This window comes from Photobacterium sp. 1_MG-2023 (assembly GCF_030547945.1).
Lineage (GTDB): Bacteria > Pseudomonadota > Gammaproteobacteria > Enterobacterales > Vibrionaceae > Photobacterium.
Genome location: NZ_JAUORR010000003.1, coordinates 65,461 through 89,424, shown reverse-complemented (window position 1 = coordinate 89,424; position 23,964 = coordinate 65,461). Strand labels below are relative to the sequence as shown.

At 48.1% G+C, this 23,964-nt stretch carries 25 protein-coding genes; 12 read left to right on the top strand and 13 right to left on the bottom strand.

Going from position 1 to position 23,964, the window contains the following annotated elements; translation table 11 throughout:
- Window positions 1–5 precede the first annotated feature (5 nt).
- Entirely contained in the window at window positions 6–701 is a 696-nt protein-coding gene (locus Q4579_RS04065) for a DUF2786 domain-containing protein (RefSeq protein WP_303561821.1), read from the bottom strand.
- A gap of 239 nt (window positions 702–940) precedes the next feature.
- Between Q4579_RS04065 and Q4579_RS04060 the strand changes: the two genes are divergently transcribed.
- Window positions 941–1,912 (top strand): FYVE zinc finger domain-containing protein, encoded by a 972-nt coding sequence (locus tag Q4579_RS04060; RefSeq protein WP_303561819.1) that lies wholly within the window; start codon window positions 941–943, stop codon window positions 1,910–1,912.
- A gap of 58 nt (window positions 1,913–1,970) precedes the next feature.
- Here the strand turns inward: Q4579_RS04060 and Q4579_RS04055 are convergent, their stop codons facing one another.
- Entirely contained in the window at window positions 1,971–2,384 is a 414-nt protein-coding gene (locus tag Q4579_RS04055) for a DUF411 domain-containing protein (protein WP_303562177.1), read from the bottom strand.
- A 144-nt stretch (window positions 2,385–2,528) separates the two neighbouring features.
- Window positions 2,529–2,858: a hypothetical protein gene (locus tag Q4579_RS04050; RefSeq protein WP_303561817.1), complete on the bottom strand. Its 330-nt coding sequence runs from the start codon at window positions 2,856–2,858 to the stop codon at window positions 2,529–2,531.
- Window positions 2,859–3,167: 309 nt separating this feature from the next.
- Here Q4579_RS04050 and Q4579_RS04045 point away from each other — a divergent pair, with 309 nt between their 5' ends.
- From Q4579_RS04045 to Q4579_RS04035, 3 genes are all read left to right on the top strand, one after another.
- Window positions 3,168–3,524 (top strand): helix-turn-helix transcriptional regulator, encoded by a 357-nt coding sequence (locus tag Q4579_RS04045; RefSeq protein ID WP_211648535.1) that lies wholly within the window; start codon window positions 3,168–3,170, stop codon window positions 3,522–3,524.
- Between the two features lie 84 nt (window positions 3,525–3,608).
- Window positions 3,609–4,523: a Gfo/Idh/MocA family protein gene (locus tag Q4579_RS04040; RefSeq protein ID WP_303561815.1), complete on the top strand. Its 915-nt coding sequence runs from the start codon at window positions 3,609–3,611 to the stop codon at window positions 4,521–4,523.
- Window positions 4,524–4,760: 237 nt separating this feature from the next.
- The gene (locus tag Q4579_RS04035; RefSeq protein WP_303561814.1) at window positions 4,761–6,311 is read left to right on the top strand and encodes a BCCT family transporter; all 1,551 of its coding nucleotides are present in this window, start codon (window positions 4,761–4,763) and stop codon (window positions 6,309–6,311) included.
- 68 nt (window positions 6,312–6,379) lie between these two features.
- Here Q4579_RS04035 and rsgA read toward each other — a convergent pair whose 3' ends face one another.
- Window positions 6,380–7,438, bottom strand: coding sequence for a ribosome small subunit-dependent GTPase A (gene rsgA / locus Q4579_RS04030; protein ID WP_303561812.1), 1,059 nt, complete (start codon window positions 7,436–7,438; stop codon window positions 6,380–6,382).
- Between the two features lie 309 nt (window positions 7,439–7,747).
- A complete protein-coding gene (locus tag Q4579_RS04025) occupies window positions 7,748–8,458 on the bottom strand; it encodes a DUF3581 domain-containing protein (RefSeq protein ID WP_303562175.1) in 711 nt (236 codons plus the stop codon).
- A gap of 671 nt (window positions 8,459–9,129) precedes the next feature.
- On the opposite strand from Q4579_RS04025, the gene Q4579_RS04020 reads away from it, so the two are divergent.
- Window positions 9,130–9,447 (top strand): hypothetical protein, encoded by a 318-nt coding sequence (locus Q4579_RS04020; protein WP_303561811.1) that lies wholly within the window; start codon window positions 9,130–9,132, stop codon window positions 9,445–9,447.
- A gap of 3 nt (window positions 9,448–9,450) precedes the next feature.
- On the opposite strand, the gene Q4579_RS04015 is transcribed toward Q4579_RS04020, so the two are convergent.
- Window positions 9,451–10,659, bottom strand: a complete 1,209-nt coding sequence (locus Q4579_RS04015; protein WP_303561809.1) for a transglycosylase SLT domain-containing protein — start codon at window positions 10,657–10,659, stop codon at window positions 9,451–9,453.
- A gap of 130 nt (window positions 10,660–10,789) precedes the next feature.
- On the opposite strand from Q4579_RS04015, the gene Q4579_RS04010 reads away from it, so the two are divergent.
- On the top strand, window positions 10,790–11,164 hold the full coding sequence (locus Q4579_RS04010) for an MmcQ/YjbR family DNA-binding protein (RefSeq protein WP_303561807.1): 375 nt from the start codon (window positions 10,790–10,792) through the stop codon (window positions 11,162–11,164).
- Between the two features lie 41 nt (window positions 11,165–11,205).
- Here Q4579_RS04010 and Q4579_RS04005 read toward each other — a convergent pair whose 3' ends face one another.
- Window positions 11,206–11,742 (bottom strand): outer membrane beta-barrel protein, encoded by a 537-nt coding sequence (locus Q4579_RS04005; protein WP_211648558.1) that lies wholly within the window; start codon window positions 11,740–11,742, stop codon window positions 11,206–11,208.
- Between the two features lie 379 nt (window positions 11,743–12,121).
- Here Q4579_RS04005 and cobB point away from each other — a divergent pair, with 379 nt between their 5' ends.
- Window positions 12,122–12,841, top strand: a complete 720-nt coding sequence (gene cobB / locus Q4579_RS04000; RefSeq protein WP_303561804.1) for a Sir2 family NAD+-dependent deacetylase — start codon at window positions 12,122–12,124, stop codon at window positions 12,839–12,841.
- Between the two features lie 240 nt (window positions 12,842–13,081).
- On the opposite strand, the gene Q4579_RS03995 is transcribed toward cobB, so the two are convergent.
- From Q4579_RS03995 to potA, 5 genes are all read right to left on the bottom strand, one after another.
- On the bottom strand, window positions 13,082–14,104 hold the full coding sequence (locus tag Q4579_RS03995; RefSeq protein ID WP_303562174.1) for an extracellular solute-binding protein: 1,023 nt from the start codon (window positions 14,102–14,104) through the stop codon (window positions 13,082–13,084).
- A 244-nt stretch (window positions 14,105–14,348) separates the two neighbouring features.
- Complete coding sequence (locus Q4579_RS03990; RefSeq protein WP_303561803.1) at window positions 14,349–15,380, bottom strand: extracellular solute-binding protein; 1,032 nt, start codon at window positions 15,378–15,380, stop codon at window positions 14,349–14,351.
- 137 nt (window positions 15,381–15,517) lie between these two features.
- Window positions 15,518–16,288, bottom strand: a complete 771-nt coding sequence (potC, locus tag Q4579_RS03985) for a spermidine/putrescine ABC transporter permease PotC (RefSeq protein ID WP_211648573.1) — start codon at window positions 16,286–16,288, stop codon at window positions 15,518–15,520.
- Window positions 16,289–16,290: 2 nt separating this feature from the next.
- A complete protein-coding gene (potB, locus tag Q4579_RS03980) occupies window positions 16,291–17,148 on the bottom strand; it encodes a spermidine/putrescine ABC transporter permease PotB (RefSeq protein WP_303561801.1) in 858 nt (285 codons plus the stop codon).
- Entirely contained in the window at window positions 17,132–18,250 is a 1,119-nt protein-coding gene (gene potA / locus Q4579_RS03975) for a spermidine/putrescine ABC transporter ATP-binding protein PotA (RefSeq protein ID WP_303561800.1), read from the bottom strand. Before potA ends, potB begins: the two co-directional genes overlap by 17 nt.
- A gap of 453 nt (window positions 18,251–18,703) precedes the next feature.
- Between potA and Q4579_RS03970 the strand changes: the two genes are divergently transcribed.
- The 5 genes from Q4579_RS03970 (at window position 18,704) to Q4579_RS03950 (ending at window position 22,188) form a co-directional block, all read left to right on the top strand.
- Window positions 18,704–19,531, top strand: a complete 828-nt coding sequence (locus tag Q4579_RS03970; protein ID WP_303561799.1) for a hypothetical protein — start codon at window positions 18,704–18,706, stop codon at window positions 19,529–19,531.
- Window positions 19,528–20,292, top strand: coding sequence for a glucosaminidase domain-containing protein (locus Q4579_RS03965; RefSeq protein WP_303561798.1), 765 nt, complete (start codon window positions 19,528–19,530; stop codon window positions 20,290–20,292). The genes Q4579_RS03970 and Q4579_RS03965 overlap by 4 nt, the downstream gene beginning before the upstream one ends.
- 5 nt (window positions 20,293–20,297) lie before the next feature.
- Window positions 20,298–20,960, top strand: a complete 663-nt coding sequence (locus Q4579_RS03960; protein WP_303561797.1) for a DUF2987 domain-containing protein — start codon at window positions 20,298–20,300, stop codon at window positions 20,958–20,960.
- Between the two features lie 135 nt (window positions 20,961–21,095).
- Complete coding sequence (locus tag Q4579_RS03955; RefSeq protein ID WP_303561795.1) at window positions 21,096–21,500, top strand: MbcA/ParS/Xre antitoxin family protein; 405 nt, start codon at window positions 21,096–21,098, stop codon at window positions 21,498–21,500.
- Window position 21,501: 1 nt separating this feature from the next.
- Complete coding sequence (locus Q4579_RS03950; protein ID WP_303561794.1) at window positions 21,502–22,188, top strand: RES family NAD+ phosphorylase; 687 nt, start codon at window positions 21,502–21,504, stop codon at window positions 22,186–22,188.
- 39 nt (window positions 22,189–22,227) lie between these two features.
- Here Q4579_RS03950 and Q4579_RS03945 read toward each other — a convergent pair whose 3' ends face one another.
- Window positions 22,228–23,712, bottom strand: coding sequence for a carboxypeptidase M32 (locus Q4579_RS03945; protein WP_303561793.1), 1,485 nt, complete (start codon window positions 23,710–23,712; stop codon window positions 22,228–22,230).
- Window positions 23,713–23,964: the final 252 nt, after the last annotated feature.

Here is a 23,964-nt window from a genome sequence, read left to right as displayed (position 1 = left end):
TCGGGTCAGCTCAAGAGTTTCGTGGCATGTTTCTGAGTGCCGCCCACAGGCCGGTTGACCGAAATCGAGCGGCCTTTTTTCATGCCTTTCTCGTAGTCATCCGTCATGGCTTTCATCGCTTCCTGCAGCTGTTTTTTAAAGGTTTCCCGATCCAGGTTCTCGAATTCACGGTCGATGAAATTCGACATGCGCTGATCATGATCATCATCGGTATTGAGTTCAGGCAGCTTTTCCAGTGCGCCTTCAATCCAGCCCGCAAGAAAGGAAGACACCCGGCGGGCCACTTCGGTCTGGCTCGCGCCGGTCCCGGCAAAACTGTTTCTGAACTGGCCGGTTTGCTGATTCATTTCGCGATAGACCACATCAAAGGCAAAAGCCGCGAAAATCGCACGCTCGGCGACCCCGATAAATTCAGCCTGCTTCAGGCCTTTGTAGTTCGTTAAGACGCATTCAACGCCAAAACGCCGGTTGATGCCGCGGATAATTTTCAGAATCTGCGGACCGATGTCTGAAGGCAGCAGGGTTGCTGACTTTGTTTTCCCCATCTGAATAAATTCAATGTCATCTTTTTCCAGACCATATTTGAGCATCAGACGATGCGCCATTTTGATGGCCTGTGCAGCTTCATTGACATTCGCTGAGTTACCTAACTCAAGGCACTTCGCTATTTTTTTCAGTGCCTTTCGTTTCTGTTCAGACATCCACAACACCTAGAGTAAAAAAACGGTCACGTATTTTAGCGTGTTCGCGGGGAACTTGGCAAAGTTCTGCGTTGGTGATTTTTTGTTCTGAGTCTCAGGCGCGGGGTGTTTTCTGAAAGAGGGGATGTGAACCGGCAGAAGTCTGAACAGGGATATCATGACAATTGAGTGACTTACCTTGTACTGGCTGGGGATGGCACGCATAATGCCCCCGAGTGAATCCGAAGAGAGCCTGCGTCATGACGACCCTTCCGTCCATTGATGTTCCGTTTGAATATCGCCATACCTGCTGGTTTTGCGGGGAACCTTATTTCGAATGCCATACGTTCCGGCCGGTACCGAACTACGACGGCGAAACGCCTGTCCGGGTCCCGTGCTGTGAAGAATGTTATGGCATTTGTGCCAAGACCAAAGCCAGTGGTCTGGATATCCTGCGTGATCGCGTCAAAGAAAAGCTACACAGTAAATATCAGAAGCATCTGCAGATCGGGGTGCAATGGACCAAAGAAGAGCTGGAAGATTCAGAACTGGAAGGGAAAGCCTTCGAAGGGTTTAAACACAGTGCCTGGCGGATGTTTGAAATTGCCAGAGAGCGGGTGAATTATCCGGGCTGGCCGCTTGCCATTGATGGTCAGCCTGTCGGACAGGTCAGCAGTGCATTTCAGGTCACCCATGACGGGATCGTGTATCCGAGTCTTTCCAATGCTGTGGAACAACTGGCGAAAAGCTATGCCATCCCTCAGGCCTATCTGGAACAGTCGGTTGAACTCGTGGGCCGTGCACAATTGGGATTTGCGATTCGTTTCTGTAAAACCACGCATGGTTTTTCGGAAGCTCAGCAGGCGGCCAGTCTGGTAAGCCTGAAGGAAAGACTGGCAGAAGAAGCTGCGCTGGACAAACCCAGTGCTGCTGATGCGGGGATTGAGGTTGCCCTGAAATTGATCGCGCCCCAAATTCTGTACCGCACGGAGATTTCGCCGTATGCGGTGCAATGGGCGTTACGACATGGGATTAGTACGCTGGCGCAATTGGCGGAACAGGAAGAACAGTTTCTGGCGCATTTTGGTCAGGATTCGGAACTGACGGCATTTCATTATTTTACGGGCTTACAGGTATACCTGGAAAAACGGGCGGAAGACCCGCACTGGGCTGAACAGGATGATCCAAACCGGCAATGGTTTCAGAAACTGACGGGCAAACGAGAACGTTAGATATGACGTGTGATGTGAAAAAGGCCAGTCTGTGACTGGCCTTTTGTGTGTTCAGAGGTTAGTTGGTTTGTGGTTGATGATGACTGGACCAGACAACCGTTTTCCCGTTTTCATCAAACGCCAGGACGTCATAGGGCGTGGTCTGATTGTTATATTCCATGCCCGGTGAGCCCATAGGCATGCCCGCAACGGCTAAGCCTTTGAGATGGGCTGGTTTTTCTGCCAGGAAACGTTTGACCTCTTCTGCCGGGACATGGCCCTCAAAGGTATATCCCTGAATAATGGCCGTATGACAGGATGCATATTCCGGCCGGATACCGCTGTCCTGTTTGATCGGATGCAGGTTGTTTTCAAAGTTCATCTTCAGCGCAAAGCCATTCTCGTTCATGTGCTTGACCCACGCTTTGCAACAGCCGCAGGTCGGCGTTTGGTAGTTTTCACCCTGAATGGCTTCTTCCGCCATTACAGGCATCGTGAACAGAAACAGGGAGGCGGTTAGGGCTTTGATGTTTTTATGGTTGATTGTCATTGTATTTTCCTTCGAGTGATTCTGATTCACCGTTTTTACACGGGATTGAGTGAGGGGTTCTGTTGCAAAACAGAACGGTCGGATAACTCACAGAAGAATCGGAGGCTTCAGAAATGACGTGACGGGTTCGTCCCAGTGTCGCAGCTGATACGGATGCAAAGTGAATTCGGAAACGGTGGCAGACAGCGCAATCGTTGGTGTCAGGATAGAACAGGGATGCTGGCAGGAGGGCTGACAAAGCTGGCTGCAATGAACTTGCATATCAGACGGACAGCCGGTGGGCATCTTGTTCGATGGCATCTGAAGGTCAGCGCAACAAGGCATCTGTTCGATCATGGTGTGGCAGTTCGGATATGAACTCTGGAACGACACAGCGGATGCGTTGGCAAAAGGCAGAAACAGCAACGACAGGATCATCAAGCAAATCCTGAAAGCGTTGGAACGAATCGGTCGACTGTACACCTTTGATAACATGCGAATTGTGTATTTTTTCCTGTGCGTGGAGAACTTCAGGAGTATAACCCGCACTTGTTTGCGTTGCATAATCAAGATCAAGAAAACGTCAGATTTCTAACGTTCTGAAATCTCACCAGCTTGCATAAACCCAGGTTTGATGCGGCTTTGCGGGGTTCTCATTTGAAAGAAGCCTAACGTTTTTCTGACATTTCCTGTCTGCCTTTAGGCTTTAATTGCGCTGAATTGAGATTATTTGCGCTAGGAACAGGTATGCAATATACAGAAGAAGACAGAAAAGTACTGTACGAAACATGGATGAGCTACAAGGCGAAGATGCGGGTCACTCAGATTGAGATGGCCAAGAAGCTGGGGGTCAGTCAGCTGTTCTTTTCCGATATCCTGCGGGGGAATTTGCCGCTGGAGCATCGTTTTGTCAGTCAGTTCTGTCAGTACATGGGGGTCGACCCGATTCTGACCATTCCGTCTCTGCGGGAGCAAATTGGGGGGGCGTTACCGAATACCGTGACCTTAACGAATACCTATATCGTTGATGGTAATATTAAAAATGTGCGTTATAGTGGGAACCAGATTGTCGTTGAATACGAACATAATGTGACGACGCATTGATTGGTATTGAAAGATGATGTCTTTCGCAGGAAGCTCTTGTCACGGATAAGGGCTTTTTTTGTGCAAGAAATACAAGGAGAGATGATGAAAATCGGGATGATTGGGTTAGGGGATATTGCTCAGAAAGCCTACCTGCCAGTGATCACGCAGTGGCCCGGCGTTGAACTGGTGCTGTGTACAAGAAATGCAGAGACATTGCAGCGGCTTGCCTCGGTTCACCGGATTCAGTCTTTCGTGACGGACTATCGTGCGCTGGTGGACTTCGGGGTGGATGGCGTGATGATTCATAGTGCGACTTCTTCTCATGCAGAGATTGCCAGTTTTTTTCTGAATCATGGCATCGCGGTCTTTGTGGATAAACCACTGAGTGATCATTACGCCGATTGCGAACGTTTATGTGATCTTGCCGAGCAGAAACAATTGCCGCTGTTTATGGGGTTCAATCGTCGCTATCTGCCTTTGGTCAGCCCTTATCTGACGCCCGATAAAGTCACGAATTCCCTTCAGGCGATTCGCTGGCAGAAACACCGGCTGAATCAACCGGGGGAACTGCGAACCTTTGTGTTTGATGACTTGATTCATCCGCTCGATAGTATCAATCTGACCGGGACTGTCAGTGCCGATATGCTTCACGTACGTACGCAGCATTATCAGGGGCAAATTGCGCGTCTTGATGTTGAATGGCAGCAGCACGAGACGCTGTTTCAGGCCTCCATGAACCGGATGAATGGCGTGACCGCAGAGCAGATAACGCTGAATTTCGAAAATCAGACTTATCATTTCGATTCTCTGGCGACGGGGACGCACTGGGAAAGGGGCGTTGAGACAACACTGACACTGCCAGACTGGACTCCGATGCTCGACAGTAAAGGCTTTACCGCGATGATTGCGCATTGGCTCGAGGTGGTGAAAGCCGGGAAAATGGCGACGGCCCTGATGCAGCGGAATCTGAATACCCATTTCCTTGCCGAAGCAATTTGTCAGCAACTGGATCAATAAAGACGCACTTCGCGATACTTTCTTCAGGTCAATCTGGCGCTCAGGTTGACCATTTTATTTCGAACTCAAACTTATTCAATGATTGCAAGGCGTGTTTTGCAAGCTTTGTATGAGTGACTAATTTCTGCTCACTTATGTTTGCTTACATTGTTTTTGTGCGAAAAATGTCCGATTCCGTTGGATTTACGAAAATGAAGCTGGTAGTGTGCGTTCCCTCACACAACTAGTGAGAAATTTATGTACTCCACCAAACAATTCGGAGCTGATCGATTGGTTTCAGTTCTAACGATTGGCTTCCTGAGCCTCTTTCTGATCGCGGCGATAGTCGATCTGTCTTGGGTATCTTCTGTCATTCAAACCTTATTTGGCCAGTCCACAGCGGCTTTCGGTCATTTCTGGCAGTGGTTGATGCTGCTGAATTTCATTCTGGCCGTTGTGATGGCGCTGTCTCCTTTGGGTAAAGTCAAACTGGGTCAGGCCAAGCAACCAGAGATTGGTCAGTTCCGATGGACCGCCATGATTATGTGTACGCTGCTGGCTGGTGGCGGTGTGTTTTGGTCTGCTGCAGAGCCTATCTATCATTTTGTGACAACGCCACCAACTTTTAATGGCTTGCAGGCGGCTTCTGCTGAAGCTGTTGCGCCAGCGCTGAGTCAGAGTTTTCTGCACTGGGGCTTTTTAGCCTGGGCAGTGCTGGGGACGCTGGCAACTATCGTGCTGATGTATGCGCATCATCAGAAAGGTATACAGCTTCGTCCGAGAGCTTTGCTCTATCCATTGCTGGGGGATCGGCTGGAAAACCATTGGCTGGGTTCGGTCATTGATGCATGTTCCATCATTGCGGTTGCCGCAGGGACCATCGGTCCGATTGGTTTCCTGGCTTCACAACTGGGTTATAGCCTGCATGTTGTGGCGGGGCTGGATAATTCAGTGCTGACACAAGTGATGTTGCTGGCAGGTGTCGTGACCATTTACTCGCTGTCGGCGGCAACCGGGATGGATAAAGGCTTGCAGTGGCTCAGTCGCTTTAACGTGATTGTGGCGGTGTGTTTGCTGGTGGTGATGCTGCTGTTAGGTCCAACTGGCTTTATTGTTGAACATTTCTCGCAGGCAATGCTCGTTTATATTCAGCACTTGCCTGAAATGAGCCTGACCAATGAATCTCCCGGCTGGAATGCCTGGTGGACCTGGTTCTTCTGGGGATGGTTCATTGGTTTTGCACCCATGATGGCGATTTTTATTGCCCGTATTTCTGTGGGTCGCAGCATTCGTGAGCTGGTGATGACGGTGGCCATTGGTGCACCATTGGTGACGCACTTCTGGTTTTCTGTGTTGGGCGGTTCCGGGATATTTTTCGAACTGACGCAGCCAGGTGTGATTTCCGGGCCGCTGAATGAAGGTGGTTTACCGGCGGTATTGCTGGCAACACTGGCTCAGTTGCCAGCGAGCGACTGGTTGATCCCAGCATTTCTGGTGCTGACCACGACTTTTGTTGTCACAACAGGAGATTCAATGGCTTATGCGATTGCGATGGTGACATCGGGTAAAAATGAACCTGTGACCAGCCATCGTGTGTTCTGGGCTGTCGCCATGGGTGGTGTTGCTGCAGTCCTGCTGATGGCCGGAGATGGTGGCCTGAATGCATTGCAGTCATTTATTGTGATTACGGCTGTGCCAGTTTCTTTCCTGATGCTCTTTACTTTACTAACCGGGCCTCAGGCGGCTGTACGCATGTATCGCGCGACTGTGACTTCGGAAAGTAACGCGTCACTGGCCTCAGAGTCGTGATCAACACACTCGCTCAGTGAGGCAACAGGTTGAGAAAAAAGAACGCCCTCCATATGGAGGGCGTTTGTTTAAGCTCGGTTTTTTTGCTTCCGATTGTTTTTCTGAATGGCGTGATGATAGCGACCAATCTGTTTCGACTTTGCACGTTTTTCAGCAATGCTTGCTGAGTTGAATGCGATTTCCCGATTGAGTTTGTGGTAGTTTCTGAGCCGTCGCTCTTCCAGATCACCAGATTCAATGGCTTGCTGTACAGCGCATCCCGGTTCTTGCTGATGCGAACAATCGCCGAACCGGCATTGTGTTGCCAGCGCTTTGATATCCGAGAAGGTTGCAGTGATGCCATCCTCGCAATCGGCGAGTTGTAACTCCCGCATTCCCGGCGTATCAACCAGCAGTGCACCTTCAGGCATCAGATGAAGTGAGCGCGAGGTGGTCGTATGCCGACCTTTACTGTCATCTTCCCGGATACCACCAGTTTGCTGTGCTTCGCTTGCCAGAAGCGTATTGACCAGCGTTGATTTTCCTGCACCGGATGAGCCAAGAAATGCGACCGTTTTTCCCTGGCCGCACCAGGGCGATAATCTGGCGACACTTTCCGGATCAAGCCCATTGATGGCTTCGACCATCAGCATGCCATCGATTTGCTGAACATGTGCCTGAAGCTCGGCTGGATTCTCAACGCAGTCGGCTTTCGATAACACGATAACCGGTTCCACACCAGCCTGATTGGCCAGCGCTAAGTAACGTTCAATCCGGCTGAGATTAAAGTCCTGATTCAAAGAGCAAACGATGAAGACCGTATCCAGATTACTGGCAATGAGTTGTTCTTCAACTTTACTGCCGGCAGCTTTGCGCCAGAAACAGGAAAATCGATCCAGTAAACGGATAAACTGTTGTTGGGGTGAAATGAGCACCCAGTCTCCGACAGCGAGCGAGGGCATCGCCGGTACAACCTGAAGTGACAAGGAGCCATGCTCAGCAATGACTTCGATTCGGCTGCGATGGACAGCGCTGACGCGTGCAGGCTGACAGTGTTCCCACTCATCGAGAGACAGTTGTTGTTGTAGAAATGGTTTCCAACCCAGTTGATGTAGTGAAATGACTGGTTGAGAAATCAGTGTTGTCATGATGTGTTTACCCCTGACGCAATTGCGTCATTGACTGAAATAGAAAATTTTCAGGGGCAATGTGGCCCCGGTCAGAATGAACCGGGCAAGAATTGGGGAAGGGGCAGAAGCGAAGCGGTTGATGTTTCGCGTATCGCTTACTGACTCAACACCTGTGTCTGTGCCCGGCGGGTCATGAATACAATCATCTTGTGTCCTCCAAAATTAGGTGTTTTAAGTGCCTGAAATTTAGCAGGCAATCTTTAGAGTGTCCAGAACCAGCACGGAAAATTTGTGTTTGGTTCCGGACACAGCAGTAACTGAGCGAAATTAGGCGGTCAGAAAGGCATCTTTACGAGCGTTAAAGCGCTCAACCAAATCATCAATCTGCGTTTGACAGTATGGGCGCAAACCGCTCATCAGCATTTTTTTGCGGCCTTCGCCGACGACTTCGCCATTTTCTGTAAAGCTGAATGCCAGCGTCACGCTGCCACGTTTGCCATCAGATTCAATAATGGAATCTGTCAATTCAACTTGTGGGGATTCCAGATCCAGACGGCTGAATTCGAGTGCCATGCTTTCATAAATCACCAGCGGGCGGGCAGGGTTGATCATCACCTGCTCAGATTCCATCAGTGGCACCATAATGTGCGGGAAATTCATTCCTGAAAACTTCACGTAGTTTTTCGTGACAGTCTCAATCAGCTTGGTGTTGTGTGAAATTTCACCGTCGCGCGTGACATGCAGATATTCTTTTCCTTTTTCATCAACCAAAGACAAATCATTGGCTGATTTGGTGTTGATGGTCAGCTCAACGCCGTCAGTAATCATGCCAGCAAATTCAACGTGCATTTTCTGGCTCAGACCTGTTTTGGCCAGCATCACTGAAAATAGCAGATCACCCGGAACACAGAATCGCTTGTTGTCTGCATCGTGAATCGGGTTAAAGTCACCGGCGATTTTTTTAGCAAAATAGCTGGCTTGCTCACGGGAAAAAGAATAACGACCGCTGTGTTCAGCGAAGTAAGCATCTAGAAACATCAAGTTGTAACTACCTTAGATCATCGTAATCCGGGTAGTTTAACCGATAAAAGTGGATTCAATGGTCCAGCCAGATGGATGCTGTATCAGAAATAAGACATTGTTCAGGACTTTCAATAAAAGTGATGTAACAGATACCATACTGGGGTATTATCCCGAGCCATTTGGGGTAACCCCGAAACCGATCTGGACGTGTAGAAGAGGCCAGAGACTATAAGCGGTAGGGAAACTGCATTCGAAAAGGTGCTCAGACCCGCGAGTCTGAGCACCTTATTATCATTGTTCAGTATGCATTCGGCTCATATTGTGCTGAATTCTGTCGATCACAAAATCATCAGCAACAACCCCACAGCCAGAATGCAACCCCCGGCAATGGCTGTTCTGCCAATCAGTCCGATGAGACTCGGAACGATCATTTCATCATGATGATGCATCGATACCCTCCATTTGTTTTTATCATTTATTTATTCTGACCACCAAGATGCCCGTTGAATCTTCAGCACTGTGGTCTTTTTCTTCAGTATAGTTCAGGGCAGGAAGGGGATTGTTTCTGAAAAATAAAATTAATATTCCCTGGGATAAAAGAAGCATCCAGTTTAAACGCACTTGTATGAAACAGGCGTCTATACTCACAGAAAACAACATCAAAAAAGTGTTCTGTGGTGAAAAAAATGACAATCTTCTTATTAGTATTAGGTGGTCTGGTTCAGGTGGCTGCGACTTACGTGGCTTTTTTTACGCAGTTTTCCGGTCATTTATATCTGGCAACCATTCTGATGGTGATCGCTTTAGCCAGTTTGATGGCCATTCGCAGCTTAATCGCCCCGGTGTGCTTACTGGCTGGGATTATTATTGGCTTGGCGATATCCCACAATCAGGCTGATCTGAAGTTCCTGAATCAGGTGAATCACATGATGAAGCTGGTCAATCACACCGAGCTTCAGTTCATTCCAAGCGCTTCCGCTGTGCAAGAGCCTGTGTCTGAGTAAGCGTTAGGGCTGAACCGATTCCGGAACCGGAACGAATAAGTGCTGACCCACCTGAATTTTACTGTTCGCGATCTGGTTCACCTGTTGAATAGTGTTGATAGAAATATCATTCCCGTTGGCGATTTTTAATAAAGTATCACCCGGTCGGATGAAGTGAATCCGAAATTGATGTTTCGTATAGTGCAATTTATTTTGCTGATAAAAATGCGCTAATTGTTTTTGCGGCAACAGTAAAATATTGTCGGTGTTTTTCAAGGTCAGGCCGGCACGATAAGCTGGATTGAGCCGGTTGAGAAACTCGCGGGACAGACCAGCATCATCTGCAATTTGTTTGAGCGGAATTTGCTGATCAATCATCACAGGGGCCAGTACGGCATGATCCGGGATGAAGGTCAGCGTCGACTGCCAGGGTTGATAATTTTTCAGCAGTAGGCTTAACGCAAGCAGTTTTGGCACATAGTGCTCAGTTTCTTTAGGGAGGTCTAACGACCAGAAATCGGTTGGCTTTCCCTGAGATTTGTTGCGTTTGATGGCTTTCCGTACCCGGCTCTCGCCAGTGTTATAGGCGGCAATGGCATGCAGCCAGTTTCCATCAAACCTCGCATAAAGATACTCAAGTAAATCCAGCGCTGCCTGTGTCGATGCGGCAATGTCCAGCCTGCCGTCGTAGCCCGGCACAATGGTTAAACCAAAGGCTTTTCCGGTTGCTTTGGTGATCTGCCATAATCCGGCTGCCCCTTGATGCGAATAGGCATCCGGATCAAAAGCGCTTTCGATAAAAGGTAATAAAGCGAGCTCTGCCGGAAGCCCCCGGGACTGCACATGTTCATAAATATAAAAGAGAAAGGGCTTGGCGCGTTCTGATACGGTGCTGATGTGTAAAGGGCGACTGTGATACCAGTGGCGATAGTAGCGTATCCGGGGCTCATCAGGGATGGCCATCATGGACTCTCGGGAGAGTCGCTCCCAGAGACTGGCTTCTTTCATTAAGGACAATTCAGGCAACGTTGGGCGCTGATAATTGCCGGGTAAGCCTGTCGCCAGATAGCGGCCAGCCAGTTCATGGTGGCCAATTGTGCACAGGCGAATCGTGTTTGGTGTCAGGGTAAGGGCTGTTTTAGCATTGGATTCTTTTGTTTCTGAAACAGACAGAGAAGAGCAACCGGTCAATATCTGAAATGAGAACAGAAACAACGGTATGGCATACTTCATGGTTAAACCTGCCGGGGTGAATGAGACCAAGTTCGGACTTTTTTGTTGTGCATTTAAGATATAGCAAGACAACTTTGTGCAAACTGTCTGCATTTTGATACGGTTGCACAATTGGTAGAGGAGAAGCGTCATGTCCCCACAGAATCAACGATTGAATTTGATTGAAGAACACCTTCAGGCAATGATGGGTGTACAGCTGGAATTCCCGTTCGGACCTGAGCCGAAAGTGTTTAAAGTGGCTGGAAAGATGTTCGCCTGGACGGCTGTGAAAGATGGAATACCGGTAATGACAGTGAAAGCCTCACCGGGTGATGTCGCTTTTCTGATTGATGAGTTTCAAGATATTACGCCCGGATATCATATGAATAAGCGTCATTGGGTCACGGTTCGTCTAAACGGGCAGGTTGAGCAAGGCATGTTGGAAGATTTAGCCACCACATCTTATACCTTGGTGGTTCGGAAGCTGACGAAGGCCAAACAAAAGTCGCTGGGTTTCACGGAATAATCAACGCCACAGAAGTGGCGTTGAAGATAGGGGGAGTTGGGTCAGAAGTAGAAACGCGTACCGAATACAAAACGGGTAAAGCTGTCTTCCACACCATCTTTGGTCACACTGATGTCATCGGTCGCGATGTTATAGTTGACCTCTGCACTGATAGCGACATGCTGGTTGATAAAGTATTTCACACCCCCAGCAATCTTAATGTTCAGCGCTGTGACGTCTTCAATATCAAAGTCGACATCCTCATCATCATTTGCCGAAAGGTTCGCTAACTGTGCTGCAGCGCCTAAGTAGGGCACCCAGTTACTGTCGTTGGTAAAGTTATATTCGGTGAACATACCTAACTGGAAGGTTTTGGTACTGTCACTCATGTTGACATCAAGCACACCACCGAGCTCCCAGTTTTCTTTCAGGAAATAGCCGTATGATGTGTTTAACAGGAACAGGTAATCGTCAATATAGTCAAGATCTAAGCTCCCTTGTAAACCAAACTCTTGTGTACCTTCCTCCAGAGTCACTGCAAGAGCAGCCGGACTAGCCAACAGTGTTGAAACCAGTAATGCCAATGCTTGTTTCTTCATTTCTATCACTCCATTGTTTTTGTGATACAAAAGAAGCATAGACGAGCCTGCAAAATATTTCTCAAATGCCAGTAAATTTTCACATTATCCCTATAAGGTATTTTACGCTTTGTATTGAGTGCTTACATATTGAATTTCTTCAAGTTGGTGTTCGGTTATTCTGAAGAGATGCGCCAGCATGATTTGTCTTAGATATAAGAAATTTGATCTACATCTAATGCACTATAACTTTTTATCTTTATCTATATATCAATACATTCAACGTGTTTATTAGCCCTAACAAAACCGCACTCTAAGACCATAGTCTGACAGGAAAGGAGTTAAATTCAGATCAGGTCAGTGGTATAACAAGAAGAAATGTGAACAAAGGCAAGGAAAGATGCATTTTCCCTATCGAAATATCGTCATACTCACTGGAGCAGGGATTTCTGCTGAGTCTGGCATCAAAACTTTTCGCGATCAGGATGGGCTGTGGGAAAACCACCGAATCGAAGATGTTGCGACCCCTGAAGGCTATCATCGCGATCCCGCTCTCGTTCAATCGTTTTACAATCAGCGGCGTAAACAGCTCGAAAGTGGGGCGGTGAAACCGAATGCTGCACACGAGGCACTGGCCCGTTTAGAGCAAGAATTGGATGGCAAGGTCACTATCGTGACACAGAATATCGATAATCTGCACGAAATGGCGGGCAGTCATCAGGTCATCCATATGCACGGGGAACTGTTGAAAGCGCAATGTAGCCATAGCGGACAGACGATAGCGTGGTGTGGTGATATCTCGCTGGATGACAGTTGTCATTGCTGCCAGATTCCAGCACCGCTTCGTCCGAATGTTGTGTGGTTTGGTGAAATGCCACAGAGTATGGATAAAATCTATTCGGCTTTAGTCGAAGCGGATTTATTTATTGCAATCGGGACATCCGGCTCAGTGTATCCGGCTGCTGGCTTCGTGCATGAAGCGGCGATGAATGGGGCACATACGGTTGAGTTAAACCTGGAACCCAGTATTGTCGAAAGTGAATTTGAAGAAAAACGATATGGCCCAGCTTCAGTGATTGTGCCTCAAGTTGTTGAGGAACTGCTTTCAGCGCAAAATTGATGGTTATACCTTATACCAATCGTAGTCAATCACTGGTCATCCTAGCTTGTTAAAATGTTCGACCACTGCGTTATATTTTTTGACTGTAGAATAACTACTTATCTAAAAAATCCGCCTTGTTCTCAAATATTTTTCCTACGCTATTTCTGATCATTGACTGACTTTGATTGGTATGACGATCGACAAAGGCGCCAGAAATGGCGCCTTTGTCATGAGATTCAAAAACTCTTCAGGCGACTGTTACTGTCCGGCTTTCAGCTTTTGGAAATACTCTTCATACAATGTGACAGCATCGCCAACGCTGTCCTGCCATTCGCCGGCATCCAACACCGCCTGTGGCGGATAAATGCTTGGGTTGTTGACAAATTCTTTAGGCAGCTTATCTTTCGCGGTTGCCACTGGGGTCGGGTAGCCGATTTCCAGCGCGATCTTCGCGGCATTTTCAGGCTTCAGCAGGAAGTCGATCATCTTATGAGCGGCTTCTTTGTGCTTCGCGCCGGCTGGGATGGCCAGACTGTCCATCCAGAAAATAGCGCCTTCTTTCGGCCAGACAATCTCAATAGGGGCGCCTTCCTGGCGAGCCATATATGCCGAACCGTTCCACAGCATCCCCAGCGAGGTTTCGCCAGCCATATAAGGGTTTGCCGGGAAGTCTGAGTTAAACAGCAGGACGTTTGGCATCAGCTTTTTCAGTTCTTCATAAGCGGCTTTGATTTCATCCGGGTTCTTGGTATTCGCCGAGTAGCCCAGTTTACGCAGTGCCATATGGAAGAACTCGCGGGCATCGTCCATCATCATCAGTTGGCCTTGCCACTTGCTGTCCCAGAAATTGCTCCAGCCTTTGATCTCATCCTTGTTGATCATATCGGTATTGACCCCGATCCCCGTCGCACCCCAGATGTACGGAATCGAGTAGTCGTTACTCGGATCAAAAGGCTTGTTCAGAAAGTTAGGGTCTAATTCTTTGAAATGGCTCAGCTTAGATTTGTCGATCTTCTGCAGCATGCCTTCATCACGCATTTTGGAAACGTAATATGTGGAAGGAACAACCAGATCATAACCTGTGCCGTAGGTCTTCAATTTTGCATACATCGACTCATTTGATTCATAAGTCGAATAAATGACTTTAATGCCGGTTTCTTTGGTGAAGTCTTCCAGCACGTCGGCAGGAATATATTCAGACCAATTGTAGAAATACAGCTCTTCATCTGCTGCCAGCGCTGCATTGGAAACCAGTGACAGGGCGAATACACCGCCAGTCATAACTGAAGACCATTTGTTCATGTTTTACTCCTAACTTCGGGAGCCAAATCGGGCTGCCCGGTCGGTATAGCTATGCCCACCTCGCTTGCGGACAATCACGCCAATCATGGTGACAATTTGATGTCAGAAAGACATTTCAAGTGCTTTCTAACGCATGGAATTCATTCAAGAATCAGTGGGAGAGTATAGCAGAGGGGGGAAGAAAAAAGGCAACCAAAATGGTTTGGTTGCCTAAAGAAAAGACTTATTGACCAGCTTTCAGCTTCAGGAAATTCTCTTCGTATTGCACATTGGCTTCGCCAACAGCATTTTGGAACTCACCGCGAGCCAGTTCTTCCTTCGGTGGGAAGAGGGTCGGGTTGTCTTTGTATTTCGCGTTTGATGCAGCCACACCGGTCAGATAACCGGTTTCTTCAGATATCTTCGCTGCAACATCTGGACGCAGCAGGAAGTCGATCATCTTGTGGGCTGCGTCAACATTCTTCGCGTTATTGGTGATGGCTAGGTTATCAACCCAGTAAATGCCACCTTCTTTTGGCCAGACCAGCTCAATGGGCAAGCCTTCACGCTGTGCTTGTGCGGCAGAACCGTTCCACAGCATGCCCAGACCAACTTCACCCGCCATGTAAGGTGCGGCAGGGTTATCCGAGTTGAACACCAGAACGTTAGGCATCAGCTCTTTCAGCTTTTCATAGGCTTCGTTAATTTGTTTCGGATCTGTGGTGTTACCTGAGTAACCCAGGATCTTCAGTGCGATGTGGTGAACTTCACGGGTATCATCCATCAGCATCAGATGACCGCGATATTTTGGATCCCACAGATCTTCCCAGCTGTCGAAGTCAGCAGGGTCATACATTTCGGTGTTCACCGCCAGGCCCGTAATCCCCAGTACATGAGGAATGGAGTATTCATTGTTCGGGTCAAACGGCTTGTTCAGATAGGTCTCATCAAGATTGTTGAAGTTTTTCAGCTTCGACTTGTCGATCTTCTGCAGCATGCCTTCATCACGCATTTTGGCCACGAAGTAGGTTGAAGGAACAACCAAATCGTAACCTTCCGGATGTGCTTTCAGTTTGGCATACATGGTTTCGTTCGACTCATAAGTCGAATAGATGACTTTAATGCCCGTTTCTTTAGTGAACTGTTCCCGTAATTCGGTAGAAATGTACGGACCCCAGTTCATAAAGACTAATTCTTCATTAGCTGCATTCGCACTACCAGATACCAAAGTAGCAGCGCATGCGGCGCTGGCCAGAAACGCGGACCATTTTTTCATTGATGTGATCACTCCAAAATCCCTGTTGGGATGGTTGAATAAAACAGGAGTCTGCTTCTCCTGCGTAAGCGGCCAGACTCAACAAAGCCTGGCCGCATTTCTTGCCTGATTATCAGGCAGAAAATTTTTAACGCAACTTATTTTATCTTGTCGCGGGTGATGACTTGTGACAGCACAACCAAAGTCAATGAAATCAACAACATTACCGTCGCCAGGGCATTCACTTCAGGTGAAATTCCCACTTTGACCATGGAATAAATCTTCAATGGCAAGATTTCATAAGTTGGGCCAGTGACAAATGAGCTGACAATCACGTCATCCAGCGACAGCGTGAAACTCAGCAGCCAGCCTGCAAATACAGCAGGTTTTGCCAGAGGCAGGATAATCTGCTTCAGAATCACCCATTCACTGGCGCCCAAATCCCGGGCGGCTTCCAGCATCTTCACATCAAATCCTTTCAGGCGGCTGTATACGGTGACCACGACGAAAGGCAGACAGAAGGTGATATGAGACAGCAGCAAGGTCAGGAAGCCCAGCTTAGCGCCCATTAAAATGAAGAGGGCCAGCAGGGAGATCGCCATCACGATATCAGGAGACATCATGACTACAAACAGCATGCCATTCACGAAGCCTTTACCTTTAAACTGGTAACGGAACAGTGCGACCGCGGTGAGGCTGCCGATGATGGCCGCTGCCGTTGCCGAAAACACGGCGATATTGAGCGAGTGCCATGCGGCCTGCATCAGACTGTCATTGTTGACCAGTTGCTCATACCACTTGGTCGTAAAGCCTCCCCATTTCATCCCAAATTTACTGGCGTTGAAGGAGTTGACGATCAGAATAATGATTGGGATATACAGAAATGCATAAACCACAGACATCAGGCTGAATTTAAAAATACGTCCCACGATTATTCCAGCTCCACTTTTCGATTCAGTAGCTTACCAGCGCGATAATAGGCATAGAGTAAGACGGCCATGGAGAGTGTCAGCGCAATACTCGTTGCTGCACCAAACGGCCAGTCTCGCGCATTGAGCACCTGACTCTTAATCACATTACCGATTAGCAGGTTTTTGGCGCCACCCAGCAGATCTGAGATGTAGAACATCCCCATGGCCGGCAGGAATACCAGCAGACAGCCTGCGATCACGCCCGGCATTGTTAATGGGGCGATGACACGAACAAAAGTCTGAAACTTATTTGCCCCTAAATCCCGGGCGGCCTCAATGTAGGTGTTATCCAGCTTCTCAATCGCTGAATACAATGGCAGCACCATAAACGGCAGCAGAATGTAAACCAGACCAATCATCACGGCATATTCGGTGTACATAATACGCAGCGGCTTATCAATGATACCCAGCGCCATCAGGCTGCTGTTGAATACGCCTTGCGTCCCCAGCATGAGTTTCAGGCCATACGTTCGGATCAATGAGTTTGTCCAGAACGGAACGATGACCAGAAACAGCATAAACGGGCGCCATTTTTCCGGCATTTTGGCAATACTGTATGCAAACGGATAACCCACCAGCAGGCAGAGCAGGGTCGCCATACCCGCCATATAGAACGAGTGCAGCATGACCTGTGCGTACAGGGGATCAAACAGACGGACATAGTTTTCGAGCGTGAACGTCAAATCGATCAGATTTGCATCGTCACGGGTCAGAAAACTGGTTCCGATAATCATCAGGTTCGGGATAAACACAAATAGCAGTAGCCATCCGACAATGACCGAGATGATGATATTTTGCAGATTAAGCTTCTTCGTCATCAGCCAGCACCACTTCCCAACTTTCAACCCAGGTAATCGCAACTTTCTGATTCAGCGAATGGTCAACGTCCGGATCATCTTCGTTAAAGAATTCACTCACCATGACAGATTTACCCGTTTCAATTTCAACGACGGAGTCCAGCGTCATGCCTTTATAGGTCCGCTCACGAACGTGACCCATCAGCCCCCAGCTTTCTTCGTTCTCGTTGATTTCTTCCAGGCGAATATCTTCAGGGCGGAGCAGCACTTTCAGTGCTTCGCCTTGCATCACGTCCAGATCGCAGTGGACCACGGCTTCACGACCTTCCACGATGGCCTTGATGCGCTTTTCATCCAAGCGCTCAATGACCTCTGCATCAAACACGTTGATCTCACCGATAAAGCGGGCAACGAACAGGTTGCTTGGTTCTTCATAAATCTCCCGCGGCGTACCATCCTGCTCGATTTTTCCGTCCCGCATGACAATGATACGGTCGGACATCGACAGAGCTTCTTCCTGATCGTGGGTCACGAAAATAAACGTGATCCCCAGGCGGCGCTGAAGTTGCTTCAGCTCCAGCTGCATTTGTTTACGAAGTTTGTAATCCAACGCGGACAAGGATTCATCCAGCAGTAAAACTTTCGGTTTGTTGACTACAGCACGGGCGATTGCCACACGTTGTTGCTGGCCACCAGAAAGCTGATGCGGTTTACGCGGTGCAAACTGATCCAACTGAACCATTTGCAGCGCTTCCATCACGCGAGGTTTGATGTCGCTCTCCGGCACTTTTTGCATACGCAGACCAAAAGCGACATTGTCAAATACCGTCATGTGCGGAAACAGGGCATAACTCTGGAACACAGTGTTCACATGGCGTTGTTCTGCCTGAACCTGGGTGACATCATGGCCAGCAATAATGATCTGTCCCTGGTCAGCATCTTCAAAACCAGCAATCAGACGAAGAACCGTAGTTTTACCACAGCCAGACGGACCCAGAATGGTTAAGAACTCACCGTCATTGACGTTCAGATCTAACCCTTGAATGATTTGTTTCCCGTCAAAGCTCTTGCTCAGCCCTTTGAGCTGAATAACCGGTTCTTTGGATGTGATGTTTGTGTTCAACTCTACCTTGTCTCCACATCGTTCAATGCAACATTTTGATTGCATTTTTTGGTCAATTTCAGGAGGCGGATAATAGACTCCTGTTCTTATATTTCAAAGCGTTTTTTCAGTCAGAAATGCGACTTTTTTGTACGCGTGTTTTGCCAGAGATTTCTGATGATTTCATAGCAAATTTTCATGTTTTTCTAGGGTAATGATGCGGATTTTAGATTGCAAATTGACGACCGAAAATTCATGAAGTCTGAACGAAAGTTGAACTTTCTTCGTCTCGCAACCTGCCATTTTCATCCGTCACAGATAATGCAGTGGGATCCACCAGCTTCGAGCTGCTCCAAGAAACAGACTGATTTTGTGGCATTGAAGCATTTTTTAACCAACGCACGATTTGTTTAGCGGGAGGGGTAGCGTACAATCCGAGGCATTGTTTCGAATTACATTGAATGAACTATCTGCATGAATAACAAAAGTCTTCAGGTTGGCGGCTCCATCGAAAAAGCAGTTTCTGGTCAATCAGAGCTGCAAGCTGTCTCGGTATTGCAGGAAGCCTGGAAAGTGACTGCAAAACATTTTCTGACATTTTTTCCTGCGGTTGCAGGTTGGTTTCTGGCACAAATGGCCCTGTTGTTACTGGCGTTGAAAGTACAGCTTGGTGATCCCAATATCTTTTTTAATGCATTCATTTCTGGTGAAGGCCTGACGCCAGAAGTTGTTCAGGCAGGGGTGATGGCGAATTTCTGGGCGGAAGTGCTGAGCGCGCCTTTATTTGCCGGTGTCAGTTTAATGGCGCTGAATCATGCCGTTGGATTACCAACGAAACCCCGTCATCTGGTAAAAGGCTTTCCGTTTGCGGTGGTTTCTGCGGTCACTGTACTGCTGACGTCTTCCCTGCAGGGGGTGGGTAACGTTCTGTTCCCGATTTTGGGCTTGTTTCTGGCGATGGCTTTCAGTATGACCATCACCTTGGTGTGTGAAAAGCGCGTCAGCCCTTTGAAAGCCATTCAGTACTCGACTGTGGCCACTTTCCGTAAGATTCTGCCAATGTCTGCCATCTTTATTGTTGTGCTGATACTGTTTTTCCTGTCTTTCGCAACCTTCGGGCTGGGTCTGATCTGGACGATTCCGTTTTTCTTTAACGTGAAAGCCATTATCTACCGGAATTTATTCGGGATTACGTTACAGGTCACAACGGTTCGTAAAAATGGAGAAGATGACAACGACGATCTGGATAACGACAAAGAAAATCATAATAAAGAAGAAGATACAAAGGTGTTCAACGCGTGATAAAAAATATAAGACGAAGTGTGATTGCAAGCGGGGCACTGGTGCTTTTTGGCTGTGCCGAGCCGGAAAAGGTGGCTGAGGAAACAAAACAGGATACCCGACCGGATTTCAACGTCATGGAAGACGTCAGCGCCAAGAAACAAGCTTTTTTTGACTTCCTCCGCCCTGCTGTTGTGGCCGAAAATACCAGAATCAGTGAAGAACGAACCTTCTTACTGGCAATTCAGGCTCAGACACATGCTGGCCAGTCGATCAATCAGAGCGAGTTGGATGAAGCCCGCCAATTGGGGGATTCATATAATCTTGAGCTGACAGAAAACCAACTCACAGAACAGTGGCTGAATAAAATGCTGATTCGAGTCGATACCTTGCCTGAAGCACTGGTATTGAGTCAGGCTGCCAATGAATCTGGCTGGGGCACTTCCCGTTTTGCCGTCGAAGGAAATAATTTCTTTGGCCAGTGGTGTTACACACCAGGCTGCGGCATGGTACCCAATGCAAGAAACGAAGGTGCCAGACACGAAGTGGCTGTCTTTTCCGATGCCGGGCAATCCGTGCATGCCTATTTTATGAACATGAATCGTAACCGGGCTTATGCAGAGTTAAGAGAAATCCGTGCCCAGCAACGGGCTTCCGGCAATCGCTTGACCGGCCTCAAGCTGGCAGAAGGGCTGCACCGTTATTCTGAGCGTGGGCAGGATTATGTGAGTGAAATTCAAGGCATGATCCGACATAACAAACAGTATTGGCAACAGGGTTGAACATGATGAAACAGACTTTTCTATCGGCTGTCCTCGCCACTCTCGCTTTGGGCGCATCGTCGCAGGCGTTGGCTCAGAATATTGAAATGCGTTACAGCAACCTGTTCAGCAAACTGAAACATAATATCGAAGAATCACACCCGGATGTGAAAATCGCGCTGTATCTGATTGATCAGAAAACCGGCCAGACTTGCGCTGTTCATAAGGGCTGGATGCAAAAAGAAGAGCACTATGAAGAGTTAGTGATCCCGTCAGACAACGCATTAGTGATTCCATTGGACAATCACCTGCGGCAGGCAAACCCGGATGTCACCTTTGTGATTGACGATGGCATTACCTGTGATGTTTCCATGCAAGTGATTGCCAGTAAACCATTCGGGGCTTCGGTCAGCAAAGCTGAGCTTGCCGCATTACTGCCACAAATGGACACATTGTTGAATGACCTGGGTGGTATGTTCTCATCTTGGTTTATGCCGGAAGTGGCGGGAGTCGTGATGCATTTCCCGCAAGAACAACAGGGCAGTATTCAAGTCTCAGCACAACAAAGCATTGAGATTCAGCAAGGTAAAGCGATTGTCGTTCTCAGTGAAATCCCTGAAAAAACAGTGCTTTCTTTGCCTTCCTCCCCAGAAAAAGTCACCCCGTGGCTGGCAAAATCTTCACAATAAATACTTCTTCCGGGCTGTTGCTGTGTCCTCAGCCCTCATTTCCAATCTGACCTAAGCCTGTTTGTTTGAACTCACAATGTTCATTAGTGAACATTGTGTTATAATTTGTTCATAAATGAACAGAGGGAGAAGGTGATGAGTTCGCATTCTGTCGCCGCGAATACGCCCCATGAGAGTGCCGGGAATCAGGTGTTACCTGTTGTTTTCAATATTCTCGATAAATGGGATTGTAACCAAAACCAGCAAATGGCATTGCTGGGACTTTCCAGTCGTTCAACGCTGAATAAATACCGCTCACATCCTGAATCGGCCAAGGTCTCAAAAGATTTGCTGGAACGCATGAGCTATCTGCTGAACGTTCATAAGTGCCTGAGAATTCTCTTCACTCATGAAGAAAGCGTTTATCGCTGGGTGCAGAAGCCTAACAGTCATCCATTTTTTGCCGGTCGCAGTGCCATGGAGGTGATGGCGCAAGGTCGGGTCGCAGATTTATATGAAGTGGCAACCCGACTGAATGCATGGCGGGGAGGTCGCTCCTGACATGCAGAATTCGTATCCATCGAAGCAGTTTGAGGATCAGTCCTGTTTCCGGTTGATCCCTTCAAAATATCCGCCGATTAATCTTTATGAAGATGTGGCTGAACCGGAGCAGCTGGAAGCAATTTTTGCCGTCGAGGCGCTGACCAATCCGCGTCTGGCAGAAGAAACCGGCGATTTTTCCCGGGTGCCGGCCGAGGAAAGACTGGTCGGCATTCCGCATTGTAGCTTTGTGATGGCTGCATTCACGCATGTGAATCTGGATGGCGGTCGTTTTAATACGGCAGATTTCGGGGCTTATTATGCTGCAAGTGATGTCAACACTGCGCTGAAGGAAACGGTTTATCACATGGAAAGAATTCTCGGATACACCAGGGAGCCTTCACAAGATATCCAAATGCGCAGCATTCAGGCCTGGTTTACAGCAGATCTGACCGATTTAACGGCACAGACACATCTAGACTCTGCGCTGTATCATCCGACGCATTATGGCGCTTCACAGGCATTGGCGGTGACTTTGAAAGAAAGCCGTTGCGACGGCGTATGGTATGAATCTGTTCGTCACCGCGGCCACCATTGTTTTGCCTTGTATAAACCGAATCTGGTTCATAAAGTGTGTCAGTCGGCCCATTATGTCTACAAATGGAATGGCAGTGCGATCAATACTGTCCTCGAAATGAGCATGGTTTAGTGAGCAAAAAGGGGCCAAACGGCCCCTTATCTGTATGGTTTACTTCAGGTAACGGTTTTCAAGATGCGTTTTGAAGAAGGTTGGGTTCAGACTTTCCCCCGTGGCTTCTTTCAGCAGATCATCCGTGGACAGGAAGCTGGCTTTTTTCCAGACGTGTTTGTCCAGCCAATTGAAGATAGGTTGCAGGTTTCGTTCACGGATCAGGTTTTCGACATTCATTTCACGGCTCATTGCAGCCATAAACTGAGCGGCATACATGGCACCCAGTGTGTATGACGGGAAGTAGCCAAAGCTGCCATCTGTCCAGTGGATATCCTGCATGCAGCCATCCGTGAAATTCCCTTTTGTGGAAAGGCCCAGATACTCTGTCATTTTCTTGTCCCATAAATCCGGGATATCTGCGACTTCGATTTTACCTTCAATCAAATCACGTTCGATTTCATAACGCAGGATAATATGTGCCGGGTAGGTGACTTCATCTGCATCAACACGGATGTAACCGGGTTCTACACGAGTGCAGTACAAGGCCATGTTTTCGGTGTTGAGTGCTTTGTCGTTATTCCGGTCGAAGACTTCACGGGCAAGTGGCGCAAGCACTTCAATAAACGGCTGACTGCGTGACAGCTGCATTTCAAAGAACAGGCTCTGGGATTCATGAACGCCCATAGAGCGTGCTTCACCCACAGGTAAACCAGCCCATTGAACAGGTAATCCCTGTTCGTAACGGGCATGACCGGTTTCATGAATGACACCCATGAGCGCGCTGGTAAAGTCTGTTTCGTCATAACGCGTGGTGATCCGAACGTCTGTTGGAACACCGCCGCAGAAAGGGTGGGTACTGACGTCCAGGCGGCCGTGTTTAAAATCGAAACCGAGTTTCCCCATAATGTCCAGGCTGAGCGTTTTCTGCTGTGCGACAGGGAATGGACCTTTTGGCGTGATGACTTCATCACTCATTTGTTTCTGACGTACATCCTGAATCAGCTGTGGCAGCCAGGTTTTGACATCGCCAAAAATCTGGTCGATTTTTTCACAGGTCATTCCCGGCTCATACAGATCCAACATCGCGTCATAGCGGCTCAGTCCTGTGGCTTCGGCACGGATTTGCGCTTCCTTACGGGCTAATTGCACCACTTTTTCCAGGTTCTGGCTGAACTCATGCCAGTTATTCTCTTTGCGCTGTGTGCGCCATGCATGCTCACATGCCGAACCCGCGAGTGATTTTTGCTCGACCAGTTCAGAGGGCAATAGGTTTTCCATTTGCCACCGGCGTTTCATTTCATGAAGGCTGACTTTTTGCTCAGCAGACAATGATTCAGCAGCTGCTTTCTCGTACCACTCAGCTAATTGAGGCGCTGTAGCCAGCTCATGATGAATCAAAGCCAGTTCTGCCATGGCTTCAGAGCGTGCCGTGTTACCGCCTTCAGGCATTTTGGCTGCCTGATCCCAACTGCAGATGGCTGATAAATGGGAAATTCGGGATAGCTTTTGGGCGTGTTTTTCCAGTTTTTGGTAATAAGTCATTTTTAATCCTTTATTGTGACTCGTGGTGTGCAGGACCACTGCAGATTAGATCGAATGTTGTCTTGTGTCTCTTATCATCAGCAGACTTCATGCGATAGAACACTGGCTTCCAGACAAACTGCTCAGAAACCTAAAGGTGCCATGCTGAAAAATACTGGTCGTTCATTCAGCGATAAGTGCGTTTGGTAGTGGTGAGCAATTGTGGCTCATGTGATGATAAGGACCAGAATACAGCAGTACCGAGATACATTG

Bases quoted from the DNA above. Each gene is read 5' to 3' on its own strand.
- Q4579_RS03990 (WP_303561803.1), bottom strand. From the start codon at position 15,380: ATGAAAAAATGGTCCGCGTTTCTGGCCAGCGCCGCATGCGCTGCTACT.
- Q4579_RS04050 (WP_303561817.1), bottom strand. From the start codon at position 2,858: ATGATCCTGTCGTTGCTGTTTCTGCCTTTTGCCAACGCATCCGCTGTG.
- Q4579_RS04005 (WP_211648558.1), bottom strand. From the start codon at position 11,742: ATGAAGAAACAAGCATTGGCATTACTGGTTTCAACACTGTTGGCTAGT.
- Q4579_RS04020 (WP_303561811.1), top strand. From the start codon at position 9,130: ATGACAATCTTCTTATTAGTATTAGGTGGTCTGGTTCAGGTGGCTGCG.
- Q4579_RS03945 (WP_303561793.1), bottom strand. From the start codon at position 23,712: ATGACTTATTACCAAAAACTGGAAAAACACGCCCAAAAGCTATCCCGA.
- cobB (WP_303561804.1), top strand. From the start codon at position 12,122: ATGCATTTTCCCTATCGAAATATCGTCATACTCACTGGAGCAGGGATT.
- Q4579_RS03960 (WP_303561797.1), top strand. From the start codon at position 20,298: ATGAAACAGACTTTTCTATCGGCTGTCCTCGCCACTCTCGCTTTGGGC.
- Q4579_RS04055 (WP_303562177.1), bottom strand. From the start codon at position 2,384: ATGCCTGTAATGGCGGAAGAAGCCATTCAGGGTGAAAACTACCAAACG.
- Q4579_RS04045 (WP_211648535.1), top strand. From the start codon at position 3,168: ATGCAATATACAGAAGAAGACAGAAAAGTACTGTACGAAACATGGATG.
- Q4579_RS04010 (WP_303561807.1), top strand. From the start codon at position 10,790: ATGTCCCCACAGAATCAACGATTGAATTTGATTGAAGAACACCTTCAG.
- Q4579_RS04015 (WP_303561809.1), bottom strand. From the start codon at position 10,659: ATGAAGTATGCCATACCGTTGTTTCTGTTCTCATTTCAGATATTGACC.
- Q4579_RS04040 (WP_303561815.1), top strand. From the start codon at position 3,609: ATGAAAATCGGGATGATTGGGTTAGGGGATATTGCTCAGAAAGCCTAC.
- Q4579_RS04065 (WP_303561821.1), bottom strand. From the start codon at position 701: ATGTCTGAACAGAAACGAAAGGCACTGAAAAAAATAGCGAAGTGCCTT.
- rsgA (WP_303561812.1), bottom strand. From the start codon at position 7,438: ATGACAACACTGATTTCTCAACCAGTCATTTCACTACATCAACTGGGT.
- Q4579_RS03970 (WP_303561799.1), top strand. From the start codon at position 18,704: ATGAATAACAAAAGTCTTCAGGTTGGCGGCTCCATCGAAAAAGCAGTT.
- Q4579_RS04025 (WP_303562175.1), bottom strand. From the start codon at position 8,458: ATGTTTCTAGATGCTTACTTCGCTGAACACAGCGGTCGTTATTCTTTT.
- Q4579_RS03950 (WP_303561794.1), top strand. From the start codon at position 21,502: ATGCAGAATTCGTATCCATCGAAGCAGTTTGAGGATCAGTCCTGTTTC.
- Q4579_RS03955 (WP_303561795.1), top strand. From the start codon at position 21,096: ATGAGTTCGCATTCTGTCGCCGCGAATACGCCCCATGAGAGTGCCGGG.
- Q4579_RS03995 (WP_303562174.1), bottom strand. From the start codon at position 14,104: ATGACTGGCGGTGTATTCGCCCTGTCACTGGTTTCCAATGCAGCGCTG.
- Q4579_RS04060 (WP_303561819.1), top strand. From the start codon at position 941: ATGACGACCCTTCCGTCCATTGATGTTCCGTTTGAATATCGCCATACC.
- potB (WP_303561801.1), bottom strand. From the start codon at position 17,148: ATGACGAAGAAGCTTAATCTGCAAAATATCATCATCTCGGTCATTGTC.
- Q4579_RS04035 (WP_303561814.1), top strand. From the start codon at position 4,761: ATGTACTCCACCAAACAATTCGGAGCTGATCGATTGGTTTCAGTTCTA.